This window comes from Streptomyces sp. NPDC013157 (assembly GCF_042899865.1).
GTDB lineage: Bacteria > Actinomycetota > Actinomycetes > Streptomycetales > Streptomycetaceae > Streptomyces.
Genome location: NZ_JBIBAK010000014.1, coordinates 41194 through 57336, shown reverse-complemented (window position 1 = coordinate 57336; position 16143 = coordinate 41194). Strand labels below are relative to the sequence as shown.

The 16143-nt window shown below is 68.6% G+C and carries 11 protein-coding genes and 5 pseudogenes; 7 read left to right on the top strand and 9 right to left on the bottom strand.

Annotated elements, in window-relative coordinates; genetic code table 11:
* Window positions 1–419: 419 nt before the first annotated feature.
* Window positions 420–641 carry a cold shock domain-containing protein gene (locus ACFY6U_RS34485; protein WP_390044979.1) on the top strand — a complete coding sequence of 74 codons (222 nt, stop codon included), beginning with the start codon at window positions 420–422 and terminating at the stop codon, window positions 639–641.
* Between the two features lie 593 nt (window positions 642–1234).
* Here ACFY6U_RS34485 and ACFY6U_RS34480 read toward each other — a convergent pair.
* Complete coding sequence (locus tag ACFY6U_RS34480) at window positions 1235–2770, bottom strand: glycoside hydrolase family 43 protein (protein WP_390044543.1); 1536 nt, start codon at window positions 2768–2770, stop codon at window positions 1235–1237.
* An 87-nt stretch (window positions 2771–2857) separates the two neighbouring features.
* Between ACFY6U_RS34480 and ACFY6U_RS34475 the strand changes: the two are divergent.
* A pseudogene (locus ACFY6U_RS34475) lies at window positions 2858–2976 on the top strand (IS5/IS1182 family transposase); the annotation flags it as partial.
* Window positions 2977–3177: 201 nt separating this feature from the next.
* On the opposite strand, the pseudogene ACFY6U_RS34470 reads toward ACFY6U_RS34475, so the two are convergent.
* The 5 genes and pseudogenes from ACFY6U_RS34470 to ACFY6U_RS34450 form a co-directional block, all read right to left on the bottom strand.
* Window positions 3178–3459, bottom strand: a pseudogene (locus ACFY6U_RS34470) (acetylxylan esterase); the annotation flags it as partial.
* Window positions 3460–3557: 98 nt separating this feature from the next.
* Complete coding sequence (locus ACFY6U_RS34465; RefSeq protein ID WP_390044541.1) at window positions 3558–5918, bottom strand: beta-glucosidase; 2361 nt, start codon at window positions 5916–5918, stop codon at window positions 3558–3560.
* Window positions 5919–5926: 8 nt separating this feature from the next.
* Window positions 5927–6745, bottom strand: a complete 819-nt coding sequence (locus tag ACFY6U_RS34460) for a carbohydrate ABC transporter permease (RefSeq protein ID WP_352357809.1) — start codon at window positions 6743–6745, stop codon at window positions 5927–5929.
* Window positions 6745–7677, bottom strand: coding sequence for a carbohydrate ABC transporter permease (locus tag ACFY6U_RS34455; protein WP_390044539.1), 933 nt, complete (start codon window positions 7675–7677; stop codon window positions 6745–6747). Before ACFY6U_RS34455 ends, ACFY6U_RS34460 begins: the two co-directional genes overlap by 1 nt.
* 9 nt (window positions 7678–7686) lie before the next feature.
* Entirely contained in the window at window positions 7687–9006 is a 1320-nt protein-coding gene (locus ACFY6U_RS34450) for an extracellular solute-binding protein (RefSeq protein WP_390044537.1), read from the bottom strand.
* A gap of 196 nt (window positions 9007–9202) precedes the next feature.
* On the opposite strand from ACFY6U_RS34450, the gene ACFY6U_RS34445 reads away from it, so the two are divergent.
* From ACFY6U_RS34445 to ACFY6U_RS34435, 3 genes and pseudogenes are all read left to right on the top strand, one after another.
* Entirely contained in the window at window positions 9203–10222 is a 1020-nt protein-coding gene (locus tag ACFY6U_RS34445) for a LacI family DNA-binding transcriptional regulator (protein ID WP_390044535.1), read from the top strand.
* A 192-nt stretch (window positions 10223–10414) separates the two neighbouring features.
* Window positions 10415–11221: pseudogene (locus ACFY6U_RS34440) on the top strand (IS5 family transposase).
* Window positions 11222–11229: 8 nt separating this feature from the next.
* Window positions 11230–11832, top strand: a complete 603-nt coding sequence (locus tag ACFY6U_RS34435) for an O-methyltransferase (RefSeq protein WP_390044533.1) — start codon at window positions 11230–11232, stop codon at window positions 11830–11832.
* A gap of 54 nt (window positions 11833–11886) precedes the next feature.
* Here ACFY6U_RS34435 and ACFY6U_RS34430 read toward each other — a convergent pair.
* The 3 genes and pseudogenes from ACFY6U_RS34430 to ACFY6U_RS34420 all read right to left on the bottom strand — a co-directional run.
* Window positions 11887–12513 (bottom strand): annotated as a pseudogene (locus ACFY6U_RS34430) (IS630 family transposase); the annotation flags it as partial.
* Window positions 12514–12582: 69 nt separating this feature from the next.
* Window positions 12583–13125: a nucleotidyltransferase domain-containing protein gene (locus ACFY6U_RS34425; protein ID WP_390044531.1), complete on the bottom strand. Its 543-nt coding sequence runs from the start codon at window positions 13123–13125 to the stop codon at window positions 12583–12585.
* 147 nt (window positions 13126–13272) lie between these two features.
* Window positions 13273–14088: pseudogene (locus ACFY6U_RS34420) on the bottom strand (IS5 family transposase).
* A 100-nt stretch (window positions 14089–14188) separates the two neighbouring features.
* Between ACFY6U_RS34420 and ACFY6U_RS34415 the strand changes: the two are divergent.
* The gene (locus ACFY6U_RS34415; protein WP_390044529.1) at window positions 14189–14494 is read left to right on the top strand and encodes a hypothetical protein; all 306 of its coding nucleotides are present in this window, start codon (window positions 14189–14191) and stop codon (window positions 14492–14494) included.
* 589 nt (window positions 14495–15083) lie between these two features.
* Window positions 15084–15674 (top strand): hypothetical protein, encoded by a 591-nt coding sequence (locus tag ACFY6U_RS34410; protein WP_390044527.1) that lies wholly within the window; start codon window positions 15084–15086, stop codon window positions 15672–15674.
* Window positions 15675–16143: the final 469 nt, after the last annotated feature.

The window sequence follows — 16143 nt, the reverse complement described above, 5'->3', positions numbered from 1 at the left end:
CCTTGTGACCTTTACGTCACTTCACAGGGCGCGGGCCTCGGTCCAGTCGACGGGCTCCGTCGGACGGACGACCGGAGTCGGCGAGTGCGGCAGACTGAACCGCTACCAGCGACCATACGGACTAGCCCCGCCCCAGCCGACCGGCTGATCGCCCGACCGCCATAACCTGCGCAAGGCATCAGGGAGCAGGACTCCACCGCGGTTGGGGCTGTGACCGCCGTCGCCCAGGACAAGGCGGAAGTCGTATCCGGTGGGCCCAACTGCTCGTCGTGCTGCGGCGCAGGGGCACAGTGCTGGATCTCCCCTGGGCAGAGCTGGCGGGCTGGATCGATCGCCTTCCCGACCGGCTGATCCCGGGCTGGCTGGTGGAACTCGTCGGAGCCGGGCTCGAACGGCGCGAGTAACCGCCCGCGGACGCCCTGCGGCTGCTGCGCGCGCAATGCGCCGCGGACGGCTCCATCCAGCAGGACGGCGGCGGGCCGGACGCCTTCGCGCACTACTCCAACATCAACGTCTCCGGCTTCCGTGAGCTGCAGGAAGGCCAGGCGGTCACCTTCGACATCACCCAGGGGCAGAAGGACGCCCACCCGGCTCGAAGAGCCGCAGGCCGGCCTCCCGTCACGGGCCAGGGAAGATCGTGAAACGAATCGAGTCCCGCACCGAACACGTCCGCCTGAAACAGCAGCAAGGTCAATGATCAAGCTAAGGGGAGGAAGGCCTGTCTCTGGCCGGCGGAAGGTCCTTGCCCTCCTGCCGGCGCACCCCCTCTGCCTCCCGGTGATACTGCTCTGCCCAGGCCCGGCGCACGATGCCCACCGCAGGGATCTCGCGCAGCAAGGCCGGCGCGGTCGGGCCATCGATGGCGTCCAGGAGAGGGAACCGTCCCGCCCGACCTGCTCGGCCCATTCCCGGCGACGTTCTCCCCCTTCGGGAAGCGGTAGTTGTCGACCTTGGCCCCCTATTGCTCCACCCAGCCGGAGCCGATCAACGGGGCCGGCCGGTCCGGGGCAGCGGCACTTTCCCAACGGAGTCGTGAACGCCGAGGCCTTCTGCACGAGTCCCGGTAACCTGAGGGCGCCCAGCAGCTCTCGTTCTTCGTCGACCAGGTGCTCGCCGCCACCGGTGCGTCCCGGGTCGACATCGTCGGCCACTCCCTTTGACGGGGCGGTCTCGTGGCATGCCGCGTGCGGCGCCCGCACGGACGCAGGTGCCGCACGCGGCCGAACGCCAGGCGTCAAGCGGAGGGCGCCGAGGCCGGGGCGTACTCGAACCAGTCGAAGGCGACCGTGCCCTCGGTGGCGTACATGCCGATAACGCGGCCGGTGAAGCCGCAGGCGACCTCGGTGGACAGGTAGCGCCCGTCCAGTTCGACGAGTGGCTGGGCGTCCGAGGCGTCGGGATCGCCAACCCAGAAGGCGACGGTGTCAGGGCCGGTGGTCCCGCCATCGGTGAGTTCGGGCGACGCGGGCACAAGGTCGTTCGTCCGGATCGCGACGGTGAGGGTCAGCGGCCCGGACGGGACCGGTCGGCTGGCCACGGTCTGGCGCAGTGGACCGATCCGGGCGACGACGCCGGCCTCTCCGTTCCCGACCTCCAGTTCGTAGTGGTGGGCTTCGTCCAGGCGCACGCAGAGGCCGCCGCGTCCCGCACCCGGGTCGATCGCCGCGGTGACGCGGCAGTCGTGGTGTTGCTGGCGGCGGCCGACGAAGGTGTACCCGGGGCGGTCGAGGGTGGTGCCGGTGGCGTTGAGGGCCAGCCAGCCGGGGCGCTCGGTGAGCGACCAGGAGCCCTCCGGGCGGGTGAACGGCGAGACCCACTGCGGCGCGAGAACGGACTCGTCGAAGTCGTCGCGGGCGGGCAGGGCCGGAACGGGGTGCCAGGCACCGCCCGGGGCCGCGTGGCTCTCAGGAACGGGCGCGACGACGGGCCAGCCGTCCTCGTCCCACTCCACGGGGGTCAGGAACGTCTCCCGTCCGAGCACGTGCACGTCGGGCGTGAAGCCGCGGGGCCGGACGCCGAGCAGCACCATCCACCAACTGCCGTCGGGAGCCTCCACCAGGTCGGCGTGGCCGGTGTTCTGGATGGAGCGGGCGGTACCGCTGTGGGACAGCAAGGGGTTGGCGGGTGCGCCTTCCCAGGGGCCGCGTGGCGAGCGGCCGCGGGCGATGGACACGCTGTGGCCGCGTTCGGTGCCGCCTTCCGCGATCAGCAGGTACCACCAGTCGCCGATGCGGTAGAGGTGCGGCGCCTCGGGATACTTGAGGCCGCTGCCCGACCACGTGGCAAAGGGCCCCTCTAGAACCTCCCCCTTGACCGGGTCGATCCTGGCCATGTTGATGCCGCCTTCGGGCCCGGAGAACGCGCACCAGCAGGTGCCGTCCTCCTCCCACGCCAGATCGGGGTCGATCCCGTGCAGGTCGATCCACACCGGGTCGCTCCACGGCCCCTCGGGCCGCTCGGCCGAGACGACGAAGTTGCCGCCGCCGTCGATATTGGTGTTGATGACCCAGTAACGGCCGTCGTGGTGGCGGATCGTGGGGGCGTAGAGGCCGCCGGACGCCTTGGCGCCGGGGAGAGGCAGCGGCAGTTGTTCGGACCGGTCGAGCACGTTGCCGATCTGCTCCCAGTGCACGAGGTCCTTGCTGTGGAAGATCGGCAGCCCGGGGAAGTATTCGAAGCTGGAGCACACCAGGTAGTAGTCGTCACCGACCCGGCACACGCTCGGATCGGGGTGGAACCCGCTGATCACAGGGTTGTCGTACGTTCGCACAGAATGTGTTCCTTTCGGGCAGCCGGGTGCCGTGGAGCGAGTCCAACGGGTGCCGTAACCGCTGGTCACGGGTGAGATGATCGTGTCGTGGCTGGTTGGATCACGGCGTCGAACCGCTCCTGGACAGCCCTGTTCACCGGGTTTCGTCCGCGTCAGTTCGGAAAGCTGATCTCCGCGTGCGGCAGGAGGAAGCGGATCCGGTGCGCAGCGACTCACTCGTCGCCCTTCCGGCAGTTCGGCGTAGGAGTCGTGGCGCCAGGCCGGGGACAGCGAGTGCGGTGCCGCCGCCCTGGCCTTGTCCGATCACGGCGACCCGGTCGGGGTCGACGCGGTCCAGTCGGCGGACGGTCCACGGCCCGGACCGCCTCGGTGAGCAGTCGGCGGTAGTAGTACGTGCGCGGAGAGCTGATGCCTCGGGTCATCACGCCGGAGACCTCCGGCCCGGTCGGGCCGGAGTCGGGGGTCGCGCCCCGGCTCCAGCCCGAGCCCGGCCCGCGCGTGTCCACCTGGAGGTGGGCGTACCCGGCGGACGCCCGGCGCAGGTTCTCCCGCACATGCCCTCGTCCGCCGCCAAGACCGACGTACTGCACGACGGCCGGAAGGAGGCCGGTCGCCGTGCCCGGCAGGCGCAGCCACGCCTTGACCGGCTCCTCGCCGAAGCCCGGGAAGGTGCCGTCGAAGGTGTCCACGGTGCTCAGTCCGGTGCTGACCGGCGTCAGGCCGGCCTCGCCGCCGTACGAGCGGGCCTCCTCGGGCAGGTCGGTGTACACGCGCGGCTCTCGTTGCGTCAGTGGCACTCGACGGTGACGACGGGGTGCAGCCTGCGGGTGTGGTCGACCTCCCGGACCTGGCCGGTCAGGCGCAGCGGGACCGTGATGCGGTGGTCGGTGCTGCTGGCGGAGATCCGTAGTTCCAGCTCGCCGGGTTCGACGATGCGACGGCCCGCGCGGCCGGTGAAGGAGGCCAGGTCCGCGGGAAGTTCCAGGAGGACCCGGCAGACTTCCCCGGTTTCGAGCGGGAGGCGCCGGTAGCCGACGAGGCGCTGCATCGGCTGGACCACGGAGGCCACCGGGTCGTGCAGGTAGAACTGCACCACCTCGCAGCCGGAGCGATCGCCGGTGTTGCGGACCTCGAAGGCGATCCGGAAGCTGCCGTCGGTGCCCGTCTCCGCGACGCTGACGTCGAGCGCGGACCACTCGAATTCCGTGTAGCCGAGCCCGTGCCCGAACCCGTAGGCCGCGCTGGTACTGGTGCTGGACACGTCGCTGTCCTGGGCCAGCCGGGCGGCCAGGTAGGTGGAGGGCTGAACACCCTTGTGCCGCGGCACACTCACGGGCAGCCGTCCGGAGGGGTTCACCCGCCCGCTCAGCACGCCGGCGATCGCTTCGGTGCCCGCCTCCCCAGGGAAGAAGGACTGGACGATCGCCGCCGCCTCCGTGTCGGCGCGACCCAGTGTGTAAGGGCGGCCCGCCAGCATGACGAGCACCACGGGCGTGCCGGCATCCAGCAGGGCGTCGAGCAACTGCTGCTGCACGCCGGGCAGTTGCATCGATTCGGCGTCACATCCCTCGCCGCTGGTGCCGCGGCCGAACAGGCCGGCGCGGTCCCCGAGAGCGAGCACTACGACGTCGGCGACGCGGGCCGCCGCGACCGCCTCGGCGAAGCCGGCCGTGCTGTCGCCGTCGACCGTCGCACCGGGCGCGGAGAAGATCTCGGCGTCGGGGAACTCGGCCGCCAAGGTCTCGCGCAGCGTGGGCAGCGCGATGCCGGTCGGGACCTCGGGGTGTTGCGAGCCGACGTGCACGGGGAAGGAGTAGCAGCCCAGCACGGCCGTCGGGGTGTCGGCGTTGGGGCCGATCAGCGCGATCCGGCGGGGGCGGCCGAGTGGCAGCGTGCCGTCATTGCGCAGCAGCACGACGGCCTGCTCCGCCAGCTCGCGCGCCAACTCCCGGTTGGCCGGGGGGTCCAGGTCGACGCTGCCGCGCAGCGCCTCGGGAGCGGCCAGTTCCGCTCCGGAGAGCGCGTGCGGAACCGGGTTCCAGTCGGGGTCGAGCAGGCCGAGCTGTGCCTTCTGGACGAGGATCCGGCGCAGGGCGCGATCGATCAGCTCCTCAGGGACGGTGCCGGCCTCGACCGCGTCGAGCAGCGGCTGTCCGAATGTCTTGACGGTCGGCAGCTCGACGTCGACGCCACTGGCGAGGGCAAGCCCGGCGGCCTCGTCCCAGCTTCCGGCGACGCCGTGCAGGAGCTTGAGGAAGGCGATGCCGAAGTAGTCCGCCACCACCGTCCCGTCGAAGCCCCAGGTGTCCCGGAGCAGACCGGTGAGCAGTTCCTGGTCGGCGGCCGAAGGGATGCCGTCGGTGTCGGTGTAGGCGTGCATGACCGAGCGCGGTCGGCCCTCGCGCAGCGCCATCTCGAACGGGGGAAGGATGACGTCGGCGCGCTCACGGACGCCCATGGAGACCGGTGCGAGGTTGCGGCCGGCCCGCGAGGCGGAGTAGCCGGCGAAGTGCTTGAGCGTGGCGACGATCCCGGCGGACTCCAGGCCCTGCACGTAAGCGGTGGCGATGGTGCCGACCAGGTACGGATCCTCGCCGATGGCCTCCTCGACGCGGCCCCAGCGGGCGTCGCGCACCACGTCGAGCACGGGGGCGAGACCCTGGTGGACGCCGACGGCGCGCATGTCGGTCCCGATGGCGGTGGCCATGGTGCGCACCAGCTCGGGGTTGAAGGTCGCTCCCCAGGACAGCGGGACCGGGTAGGCGGTCGCCCCCCAGGCCGCGAACCCGGCCAGGCACTCCTCGTGGGCGATCGCGGGTATGCCGAAACGGTTGGCGGCGACGATGCGCTGCTGGGAGCGGGCGAGGGAGAGCGCACCGACGGCGGCGTCCACGGGAACGGTGCCGAAGGGCCGGGTCAGCTGGCCCAGACCGTTCGGCAGCAACTCGTCCAGGTCCGGCGGCTCCTCCATCTCGTGCTGGTGCGGGGCGACCTCGCCGCCCTCGTCGGAGGCGCCCACCCAGACGCCGACCAGCTGCGCTGTCTTCTCCCGCAGGGTCATCGCCGCGATCAGGGCGTCGGCCCTGGTCGCGGGGTCGAGCGAGACGTCCCGCCACACAGGGGTGGCGAGCTCGACGGTGGGGTTCATGTTGCCGGTCACTTTCCTCCGACCCCCATGAGCCCCTGGACCAGGGCGCGGCGGGCGAACAGGTAGACGATGAAGATGGGGAGCATGGACAGCACCACGGCGCTGAGCAGTCCGGGGACGTCGACGCCGTGTTCGGTCTGGAAGTTGTACAGACCGAGGGTGATCACCTTGGTCGACTCCGACTGGGTGAGGATCAGCGGGAAGAGGAAGCCGTTCCAGGCCTGGAGGGCCGAGAAGACGACGATGGAGGAGAGTCCGCTCTTCGACAGCGGCAGGACCAGTTGCATGAAGACCCGCCGCGGGGAGGCTCCGTCCATGGCCATGGCTTCGTACAGCTCAGGGGTGATGTCGCGCATCGTCCCGGTCAGCACCAGGGTGCACACCGGCAGCGAGAACGCGGCGGTGGGCAGGATGACGCCGATCAGGTGGTCATAGAGCCCGGCCTGGCTGATCACGTAGAACATCGGCACGATCACCGCCTGCGCGGGGATCGCGAGTCCCAGCAGGAAGACCCGGAACACGACGGTGATGGTCCGGCCCTGGGCACGCACGATGGCGTAGGCGAGCGGCGGCACCACCACCAGCACGATGCCGACCACGCTGACGGTGACGATCAGGGTGTTGAGGAAGTCCTGGCCGAAGCCGTTGGAGAACGCGTTGAGGTAGTTGCTCAGGGTCAGCTGCGACGGAAAGCTCAGCGGGCCCTGGGTGGAGTAGTTGGAGGTGGTGCGCAGGGTCGCGGTCAGCAGCACGTAGAGCGGCAGACCGACCAGAGCGAGCCATATCAGGGAGCCCAGACCGGCAAGGTAGTTGGGGCGCTGTCGCATCAGATCCCCTCCGCCGTGCTGCGCATCTTGTCGTAGCCGGAGAGCCGGACCACGGCCAGGGAGATGAGCGTGGCCACCACGACCAGGACCAGGGCGATGGCCGAGCCGGCGCCGAAGTCGAAGTTCTTGAAGCTCTGCTGGTACATGTAGTACGCGCTGACCGTGGTGTCCGTGCCGGGGCCGCCCTGGGTGAGGATCAGCACCGTGTCGAACGTGGTCAGCCCGCCGACGACCATGAGGATCATCGAGGTGATCGCGGTGTTGCGCAGTTGTGGCAGGGTGATGTGGAAGAACTGCCGCACGGTGCCGGCCCCGTCGATCGCCGCGGCCTGGTAGAGCACCTGCGGAATCGCGCGGGCGCCGCCCTGGTAGAGGAGCGTGTGCAGGGGTGTGAACTGCCACATTCCGACGAAGGTCAGCACCCCGATCGAACCGGTCTGGCTGCCGAGCAGGTTGCCGTCACCGAACAGCCAGGGAAGCTGGCCCGGCATGCCGAAGTTGGGGTCGAGCAGGGCGCGCCATACCACCGAGACCGCGGTCGCCGAGAGCAGCAGGGGGACGAAGAAGACCGCGGACAGCACGGCCCGGTTGCGCTGGTGGCCGGCCGCCCAGACGCCCAGCAGGATGCTGATGGGCGTCTGCGTCACGACCCCGAGCACGGTGAGCACGAGGGTGAGCCAGATGCTCTGGGTCATCACCGGGTCGTGGATCAGCTTGGTCCAGTTCGCCAGGCCGTTGAAGTGCGGCGAGGTGATGCCGTCCCAGCTGGTGAAGGACAGCACCGCGACCAGCACCAGCGGGAGGATCGCGAACAGGAGGAAGAAGACGGTCGCGGGTACCGCCCAGAGGAAGCCCGGGCGGGTCACTCCGACGCCGGCCCGGCGCGCCTTGAGGCGGCGGCCGGACACGGCTGCGAGAGAAAGTGAGCTCATCGGTCCTACTCAGGAGTTGGACAGCGACTGCATCGCCTGGATGAAGCCGTTGGCGTCGGTCTTGCCGTCGAAGAACTTCTGAATGGCCGTGTGGAGCGGCGTGGCCGCGGCCGGCGGGTAGGCCTGGTCCCAGGACAGCTGGAACGACGGGGCCGCCTTGACCAGGTTGAACTGGAACTTCGAGTAGTCCGGGCTGGCCGAGGTGGACAGGAACTTGTCGGTGTTGGTGGTGGTCGGCAGGTTGCCGATGCCGAGCTGGGCCTTCACGAACTCGTCGGAGTACATGAGCTTGAGGAAGGCCGCCACGGCGTCGGGGTGCTTGGTCTTCTTCAGGACGGAGTAGAAGTTGTTGGTGTTGCCGACGAGGTCCTTCGGGTCGCCCTTGCCGCCGCTGACGGTCGGGAAGGAGCTGTAGCCGAGGTCGTTCTTGGCGAAGTCGGGGTTGTTGGACTGCTGGGTGGAGTACTCCCAGGAGCCCATCAGCTCGAAGGCGGCCTTGCCCTTGGCCAGCAGCGCCGGGGACCCGCCGTCGGTGAACTTCACCGAGTCGAAGTTGCTGCCGAATGCGCCGGCGTCGACCAGCTGCTTCAGCATGCCCAGGGCCTGGTGGCTTTCCGGCCTGGCCCACGCGCTCTTGTCACCGGCGAGCGCCTTCTGGAACAGGTCCGGCCCGGCGACCCGGTCGAAGACGTACTCGAACCACATGAGGGTGGGCCACTGGTCGCCGCCGCCGAGCGCGATCGGGGTCAGGCCCTTGCCCTTGAGCACCTTGACGTCGTTGACCAGGTCGTCCCAGGTCTGCGGGACGCTCAGGCCGGCGCTCGCCAGGACCTTCTTGTTGTTGAAGAGCAGCACGGGCTGCGTGCCGCGCATCGGGACACCGTAGGACTTGCCATCGACCACCGCGGTGTTGAACACCGAGGGGAGGAAGTTGGCCTTGAGCCCCGGGTCCTTGGCGATCATGTCGTCCAGGGGGAGCAGGAGGTTCTTCTTGACGTAGGGCGCGATGCTGCCGCCGCCCCAGTTGAAGAAGACGTCCGGGGCCTGCGGGGTGTTGATGATCGTGTTGAGCTTGGCCTGGTAGTCGGCGCCGGGGATGGTGTCCAGCACCACCTTGACCTTCGAGGTCTTGTTGAACGTGTCGACGATCTGCTTTTCGACCTTGTTCGCGGAGTCCCCGTAGACGAGGACGTGGATCGCCCCGGAGCTGGAGCCGCCGCTCGACCCGCATGCGGTGGTCAGACCGAGCAGCAGCGCGGTCGTTGCCGCTACTGCGGCGAGTCTGTTCCGGGTCGCACCGTTGCGAACGGTCACGCGAAGAGAACCCATGGGATTGCCACTCCGTCGATAATTTCGAAGAATGTTCCGAATGCTGCGGGAAACCTAGGCGTAACGTCGATCTCCGTCAAGGGTTTGGAAGATCTCGATTCGGTCGTACCGGCTGGGGCCCTGACCAGCTAATATCCGTCTTGTACAGCCGCGAGGGCTACGTACTTCGCACACCAGGGCAGCACAGGAGGGGCTCGTGACCAGAGCGGCGACACTCGCCGAAATCGCGCGCGAGGCGGGGGTGTCCACACCGACTGTTTCGAAAGTCGTCAACGGCCGCGCGGACGTTGCCCCCGCCACCCGCGAGCGGGTGGAGGAGCTGCTGCATCAGTACGGCTACCAGCGGCGACGCAGCAACAGCGCCCCGTCCAGCCCCTTGCTGGAGCTGGTGTTCCACGAGCTCGAGAGCGCCTGGGCGATGGAGGTCATCCGCGGGGTCGAGAACGTCGTGCGCGAAGAGGGGATGAGCGTCGTCCTGTCGGAATCCTCGGGCCGGCTCAGCGTCGGGCAGTCCTGGATGGACGGGGTGCTCGCCCGCCGCCCCACCGGCGTGGTCCTGGTGCTGTCGGGACTCGACGAGGCCCAGCAGGCACAGCTGACCAGTCGTGATATCCCGTTCGTGGTGATGGACCCGGCCGGGGACCCCGGTCAGGACATGCCGGCGGTCGGTACGACCAACTGGAACGGCGGCCTCGCCGCCACCCGCCACCTGCTCGACCTGGGCCACCGGCGCATCGGCATGATCGCCGGACCACGGCGGATGATGTGCAGCCGCGCCCGGATCGACGGCTATCGGGCCGCGCTGGAGACGGGCGGCGTCGCCTTCGATCCCGCGCTGATCCGCGAGGGCAACTTCTACCACGAAACCGGCTACTGGGCGGGCCTGGAGCTGCTGCGCCTCAAGGACCGGCCCACCGCGATCTTCACCGGCAACGACCTGCAGGCGCTCGGCGTCTACGAGGCCGCACGGGAGTTGGGCCTACGCATCCCGGAGGATCTCAGCGTCGTCGGCTTCGACGACCTGCCCATCGCCCGCTGGGTCGGCCCACCCCTGACCACCGTCCGCCAGCCGCTGACCGAGATGGCCGAGGTCGCCGCGCGCATGGTGATCGACCTCGCCCGCGGCAACCCACCGTCCGCGCTGCGCGTCGACCTGGCCACCAGCCTGGTCGAGCGCAGCAGCACAGCCCAGCCCCCGACCGCCGGCCGCCACTGAGTCGTCGGCACCTTCGAAATTTTCGACAGCGCGTGACGCATCGCTCCGGACGCGTACCGAGAGCTCTGGAGCCATTCCCGCCGACCTGCCCCACTCCATCTTGAGCGCGTAGTACTGCTGGTGTTGATCGCCCTACTGCTTGAGACCTCGTTGTATTTGGCGTGATCGGTAGCCTGCCTGACTGTGACGATCATGGAGCGATCGGTCCCGGACGGGTTGTGGGAGTTGTTCCAGCGGGTGGTGCCGGTCGCACCGGTTCGACCGCAAGGTGGTGGCCGTCCACGCTACGGCGACCGGGAGGTGCTGGCAGCGATTATGTTCGTGGCCACTTCCGGCTGCGCCTGGCGGCAGAATCCGGAATCGTTCGGGCCGTCCTGGTCGACCGTGTACCGGCGGTTTGCCGAGTGGAGCAAGGCCCGGGTCCGGGCCAAGTTGCACCGACTGGTGCTGGACGAACTCGGTCGGAACGGTGAACTGGACTGGTCACGGTGCGCGGTCGACTCGGTGAACATGAGGGCGACGAAAGGGGGGATCTGACAGGCCCGAATCTGTCGATCGGAGAAAGAAGAGATCGAAGATCCACTTGATCACAGAGAGAGCCGGTCTGCCCCTGTCCATCGGCATCCCGGCCGCAAACACCCACGACAGCCTGGGCCTCGAACCCTTGGTGCGCGGGATACCGCCCATCCGGTCCCGCCGCGGACCGAGGCGGCGCCGTCCCGACAAATGTCATGCGGACAAGGGCTACGACTACGACCATCTGCGCCGATGGCTACGCAATCGCAACATCTGCCGCGCATTGCCCGCAAGGGCGTCGAGTCCTCGGCCCGCCTGGGGCGACACCGATGGACCGTCGAGCGCACCGTGAGCTGACTGAGCGGCATACGCCGCCTGCGTCGGCGCGACGAGCGCAAGCCAGACCGCTTCCTTGCCTTCGCCGGAATTGCCGCCGCTCTCATCTGCTACCGCCGACTCAACGGCACGGTTGCACGGCCATAATGCGCGGCATGTCGCTTCAGGGAACAGACGCCTACCGAGACGACCACACCCTGCCTCCGCTGGTCCAGCGGGCCGTCGAGGCGGCGCGCACGCACGGTTTCGCCTTCTCCTGCAGGCCCGAACAGGGACGTCTGCTCCAGGTGCTGGCCGCAGGGGCACTCCACAGCATCGCCGAGACCGGAACAGGCTGCGGCGTCGGGTTGGCCTGGCTGGCCTCCGGCGCGGCCCCAGGAACCCGGCTGACCAGCATAGAACGGGACCCGAACCGAGCCCACATCGCTGCGGAAGTCTTCCGGGACTGCCCCGACGTGGTGATCCTCCACGGCGACTGGCAGCGCGTCGAAGAGCGCGGCCCCTACGACCTGCTCGTACTCGACGGCGGAGGCCAGGCCAAAGGCAACGGCGCCGCGGACCCCGCTCGCCTGCTCGCCGCCGGCGGCACGGTAGTGATCGACGACTTCACCCCGGCCACCACATGGCCACCTCGCTTCAACGGCGTCCCCGACCAGTCTCGGCTGCACTGGCTCGAACACCCCGGACTTCGCGCCACAGAGCTACGCCTCGCGGCAGACCTCAGCGTGATCGTCGGCACCCGACTACCCGCCAACTGAGAGCAGTCGCATCGCCAAATGCAACGACGGTTAACCAGTGCCGCTTCAGGCAACGTCCAGAGCGAAGTAGCGAAGGGCGGTGAACTGGGCCTCGATGCGGTTCAGCCACGAGCTGCTGACTCGGGTGTCCTTCTCGAAGGAACCTCGTGCGGTTCTTGTTCGGCCTGATGCGCCCGTAGAGCTTGTCTTTGCCCAGGTCGTAGGCGGCCAGCAGGTGCCGCACCCCGTGCGGGCGGTTGTAGGTCGCCCGTCGGTGGGGGGTTCCCGGTCGGGATCCTTGTGTCGTCCGCCGCGCTCGGCCCATTGCCTTCCGGGGTGGGGCTGAAGGTTGAGTGGGCCGAACTCGTCCAGGCAGAAGACGACTTCGGGCTCGCTGTCCTCGGGTATGACCTCTCCGTCGGCGATCGCGTAGAGGTGCTCGACGCGGGCCTTCTTTGCGGCATAGTCCGGGGCACGGGAGGTCTTCCAGGTCTTTATGCGTTGAAAAGAGACACCCTCCTCGCGGAGCAGGACCCGTAGGCCCTCGTGGCTGATGTCGTCGCCCCCCTCGGCGACCAGGAAGTCGGCCAGTTCGGCCAGGCTCCAGGTCGAAAACGGCAGGCCGTGTTCGGCCGGCCTGGACTTGGCGATCTTCTTGATCTCGTGACGCTCGGGCAGCGCGAAGGTTCTCGGCCTTCCTCCCTATCGATCTCGCGTAAGCGCACCCGTTCTGCCACTCGCAGACGGTAGCGGCTGGGCACCTTCTAACCCTCATGCCGGGCCGGTGTCCTGCTCCCGCAGGGCCGCCTCCAGCTGGCTGATGTCCTCGGTGTCCTTCATGCGGCGGGGCCGTCCCGGAACCCAGACCGGCATCATCTGCTTGATCTCGATCTGGGCGCGGGGACTGATGATCCGGCACCGCAGTGTCCCGATGCGGCCAGCAGAAGCATCGAGCATGCCGGCCGGCCACACTTGTCCGGCCCAGGGGCCGCCGGCAACCACAACGCGCCCGACCCGGTCCTTGGCCAAGAGAGCGAAGCTGCTCTCCACGCCCTGCTTGCGGAAATCGAGCTGTTGGTCCGCAGGCGGCCCGGACAGAGGTTCAAAGCCGGAGCGCAGCAGACCAGCGGTCAGAGCAGAGGCGTCCTGTGCCCAGGCGAACCAGTCGATGTCCACATGTTCACGCGTGACCTCGCCGATGAAGAAGTCCACGGCCCAGCCCCCGCGGAGCCACACCTCCGCACCGACGGCACTCGCGATCTCCACCGTCTCGCCAATCAGGCGGAGCTGCCGAGCACTGCGTTCCCTGTCCACAGCTGTGCAGGCTACGCGGCATTTCCAGCCGCAGCAGCCCCGCCCCGATTCCCACCTTTGAGAGTGGGCCCATGTTGCCTGTTGCGGCACTAAGAGAGCATATGATCATGTTCACGAAGTTGTGAGCGGGATGTTCGTTTCGATTCGTCAGGTTGGTGCGGATTCTCCGGTCAGCTCGCGCGACATTTTGTTAGCCATCGCCCAGTGGATCATTGTTCGGGACCTCTGCGGCAGGGCTTCGTAGTCCCGGGCAAGGCGGCGGTGCTGCATCAGCCAGCCAAACGTCCTCTCGATCACCCACCGCTTCGGCAGCGGCTCGAAACCCTTGGCCCGTGGCCGCTGCACGACCTCCACGTCGATACCGAGTCCGGCGCCGTGATTGAAGATGCTGCTCTGGTGGCCGCCGTCCGCCCAGACCTTGGAGACACTGGGATGTGCCACGGCCAGGTCGTCGAGGAGCAACTTGCCGCCGGTGGTGTCGTGCACGGAGGCGGCGGTGACGAGTACGGCGAGGACCAGGCCCAGTGTGTCTGTGATGAGGTGCCGCTTGCGCCCTTTGATCTTCTTGCCGGCGTCGATGCCCTGGCTGGTCTCGGCGACGTTTGCCGAGGTCTTCACGCTTTGAGCGTCGACAACGGCCGCGGTCGGCTGTGTGCTGCGGCCGTGGGCTCGGCGGGTCTTGTCGCGTAACAGGTCGTGGACCTGTTACGTGGTGCCGTCGGCTTCCCACTTGGCGTAGTGGTCGTAGACGGTCTTGCAGGGCGGGAAGTCGTGAGGCAGGTACTCCCACGGGATGCCGGTGCGGTTGACATAGAGGATCGCGCTGACGATCTCCCGCAGGTCGTGCACCCGGGCTGCCGTTCCGGGCCCAGTCCGTCTCGCCCGCCAGGCGGTGAAGACTGGCTCGATCAGGGCCCAGCGGGCATCGGACACATCACTGCGGTACGGACGACGATCACTCACACACCGTGCAACGACCGCCAACGCCAGCAGTCACAAAAACATCTCTAACTACCAAGTACCTAGATCAGATGCCCTCTAAAAGACCATGGAGAGCCCCGGTATGACGCATCTGCATCCGCTGCTGATCTGCGCACCAGCAATCCTGACACTGCTCGTGCGACGGTCTCGGCGCGGTGAGTCCATCGTCGCAGAATTGGCCCGCATCATCCGCGACCTGCTCACCCTGCGGATGGTCCTGCAGGACTCCGAACCGGGTGAAAGGCAACGCCTGATCACGGCGCACAGTAACTGGCGCACCGGTTCACGCACCCTGCGCAGGCACACCATCTCGTCCCAGATGGTTTCCCGGAGTACGACCGGCGAGCCGAACGCCGCCGACGGCCCCGAGCCCGACATGCCGCAGTAAGACAGCCTGCATCGGGGCGCAGCAGCCGGTGCGAGCATCATGCCGATGACGAAGGTCACCACAGGGCAGCACACCACGGCGTCCCTCCGACGATCTGGGACCCTTGCTCGCCGCAACGCCCGACTCCGACGAACTGCAGGCCCCGGCCCCACCATCGCCCCGGGCCTCGGCCGCAGGCCATGACCGGACCGCAGGAGCGGCCTAGGCGGTTTCGCTTGGATCAGCCGGTTGTGACTGGTGGAGCGGAAACCGGAGATCGCCGCGCAGGAAGAGACGGTGTCCCTGGGCCTCACTCATTGCCCGTAAGGGCGATCGTTCGGCTGAAGCCTCATGGAGCCTTTCGCCGCCGCGTAGGCGACCACCCCTTCACCACCACGAGCACGTCCTGTGGCCCCGGACCTCCGGCCGGGGCCAGGGGTGCTTCCACGCTGCGGGATCCCGGTCGGCCTCGGCTTCCGTAGTAGTGCTCGGCAACCCCACGATGCTGAATGCACACCGGAGTGCCGACGCAAAGGTGATGCCGTACCGGCGCCGGGTAGCTCATAGTGGACTGCTCCACCCCCATTGATCCCTTCAGGAACGGACGCCTGTGACGACTGCTGCCAGTGAGCCTTCCACCGACCGCGTCCCCGGCCGGGTCTGGACGGTCCGCCTGACCGGGCACGCCGACCGGACCGCTACGGTCACCTGCAGCACCGCGGCCTGTCGGATGCCGCCCCGCTCCAAGGACCTTGCCGGGCTTCGGACGTTCGCCGCTCAGCACGCCGCCGCCCACGCACGGGTGGCCACCGTCCACGCACACGCGTGGTGCCACTGCGGCTCCACGCAGTGCGCCACCCACCCGGACACGCCCGCCCACTGCGCCGGCGGCGTCACACTGGTCCTGCAGCACGATCCCGTCGTCGGACGCGTGTGGACACTTTCAGAGGTCTGTGAGGCGTGCGCACCGCTGATCCCCAACGCCCGCATCCTGGCCCGCGCCGCCCGGCCCCCCCGCGCGGACCAGCGCCGGGACGGTCAAGGGCCAGGAACCCAGGTGCCGCTTCCCGCACGGCCGGGCATCCCCGGCGGCTTCTCTTCACCCACCGCCCAGCCCTTCGAGGGCCAGGCGCGGCAGTCCCGCCGTCCGCGCCGCACCTCACGCCCCGCCCAGCGCCGCGGGCAGGGACAGGGACGTTGAACGAAGGCCCAGAACATCAGCGGGCCCACGCCAACTGCTGCCGATCATCGAGATTCGACGGGATGCCGCCGAAGACGGCTGACCTGGCTGGACGGCCCGCTCCCGCGCTGCTTGCGGCAAGGCCAGATCCGCCAAGAGCTCTGTGGCGCTGGACGGGCATCGTCTCACCAGAACTCCGAGCGGGGCAGAACGCGCCAGCCTTGGTACGCAGTGCGGGTGAGGTGTCGCGACGTCCCGTCCTCTGCTGCTCAGGTATCGCAGCTGAGGGGGGTGTAGACGGCCCGCCCGGGGCCAAGTCGCACAGCTCGTGTCTCCGCCTCCCCGGTCTCCGTCTCTGGAGTGCTTCGCGGTCCGACTTGTTCTCATAGACGGCATGCGGGTGAGCTGGGGTATGCCGTCACGGCGCTGCTGTGATTGAGCGCCCTACTTGGCCCGTCTGGCCAACCACGGTGTTCAGCACCACGGGGCG

Coding starts and splice junctions, on each gene's coding strand:
- ACFY6U_RS34450 (WP_390044537.1), bottom strand. CDS start 9,006: ATGGGTTCTCTTCGCGTGACCGTTCGCAACGGTGCGACCCGGAACAGA.
- ACFY6U_RS34465 (WP_390044541.1), bottom strand. CDS start 5,918: ATGAACCCCACCGTCGAGCTCGCCACCCCTGTGTGGCGGGACGTCTCG.
- ACFY6U_RS34460 (WP_352357809.1), bottom strand. CDS start 6,745: ATGCGACAGCGCCCCAACTACCTTGCCGGTCTGGGCTCCCTGATATGG.
- ACFY6U_RS34415 (WP_390044529.1), top strand. CDS start 14,189: ATGACGCATCTGCATCCGCTGCTGATCTGCGCACCAGCAATCCTGACA.
- ACFY6U_RS34455 (WP_390044539.1), bottom strand. CDS start 7,677: ATGAGCTCACTTTCTCTCGCAGCCGTGTCCGGCCGCCGCCTCAAGGCG.
- ACFY6U_RS34435 (WP_390044533.1), top strand. CDS start 11,230: ATGTCGCTTCAGGGAACAGACGCCTACCGAGACGACCACACCCTGCCT.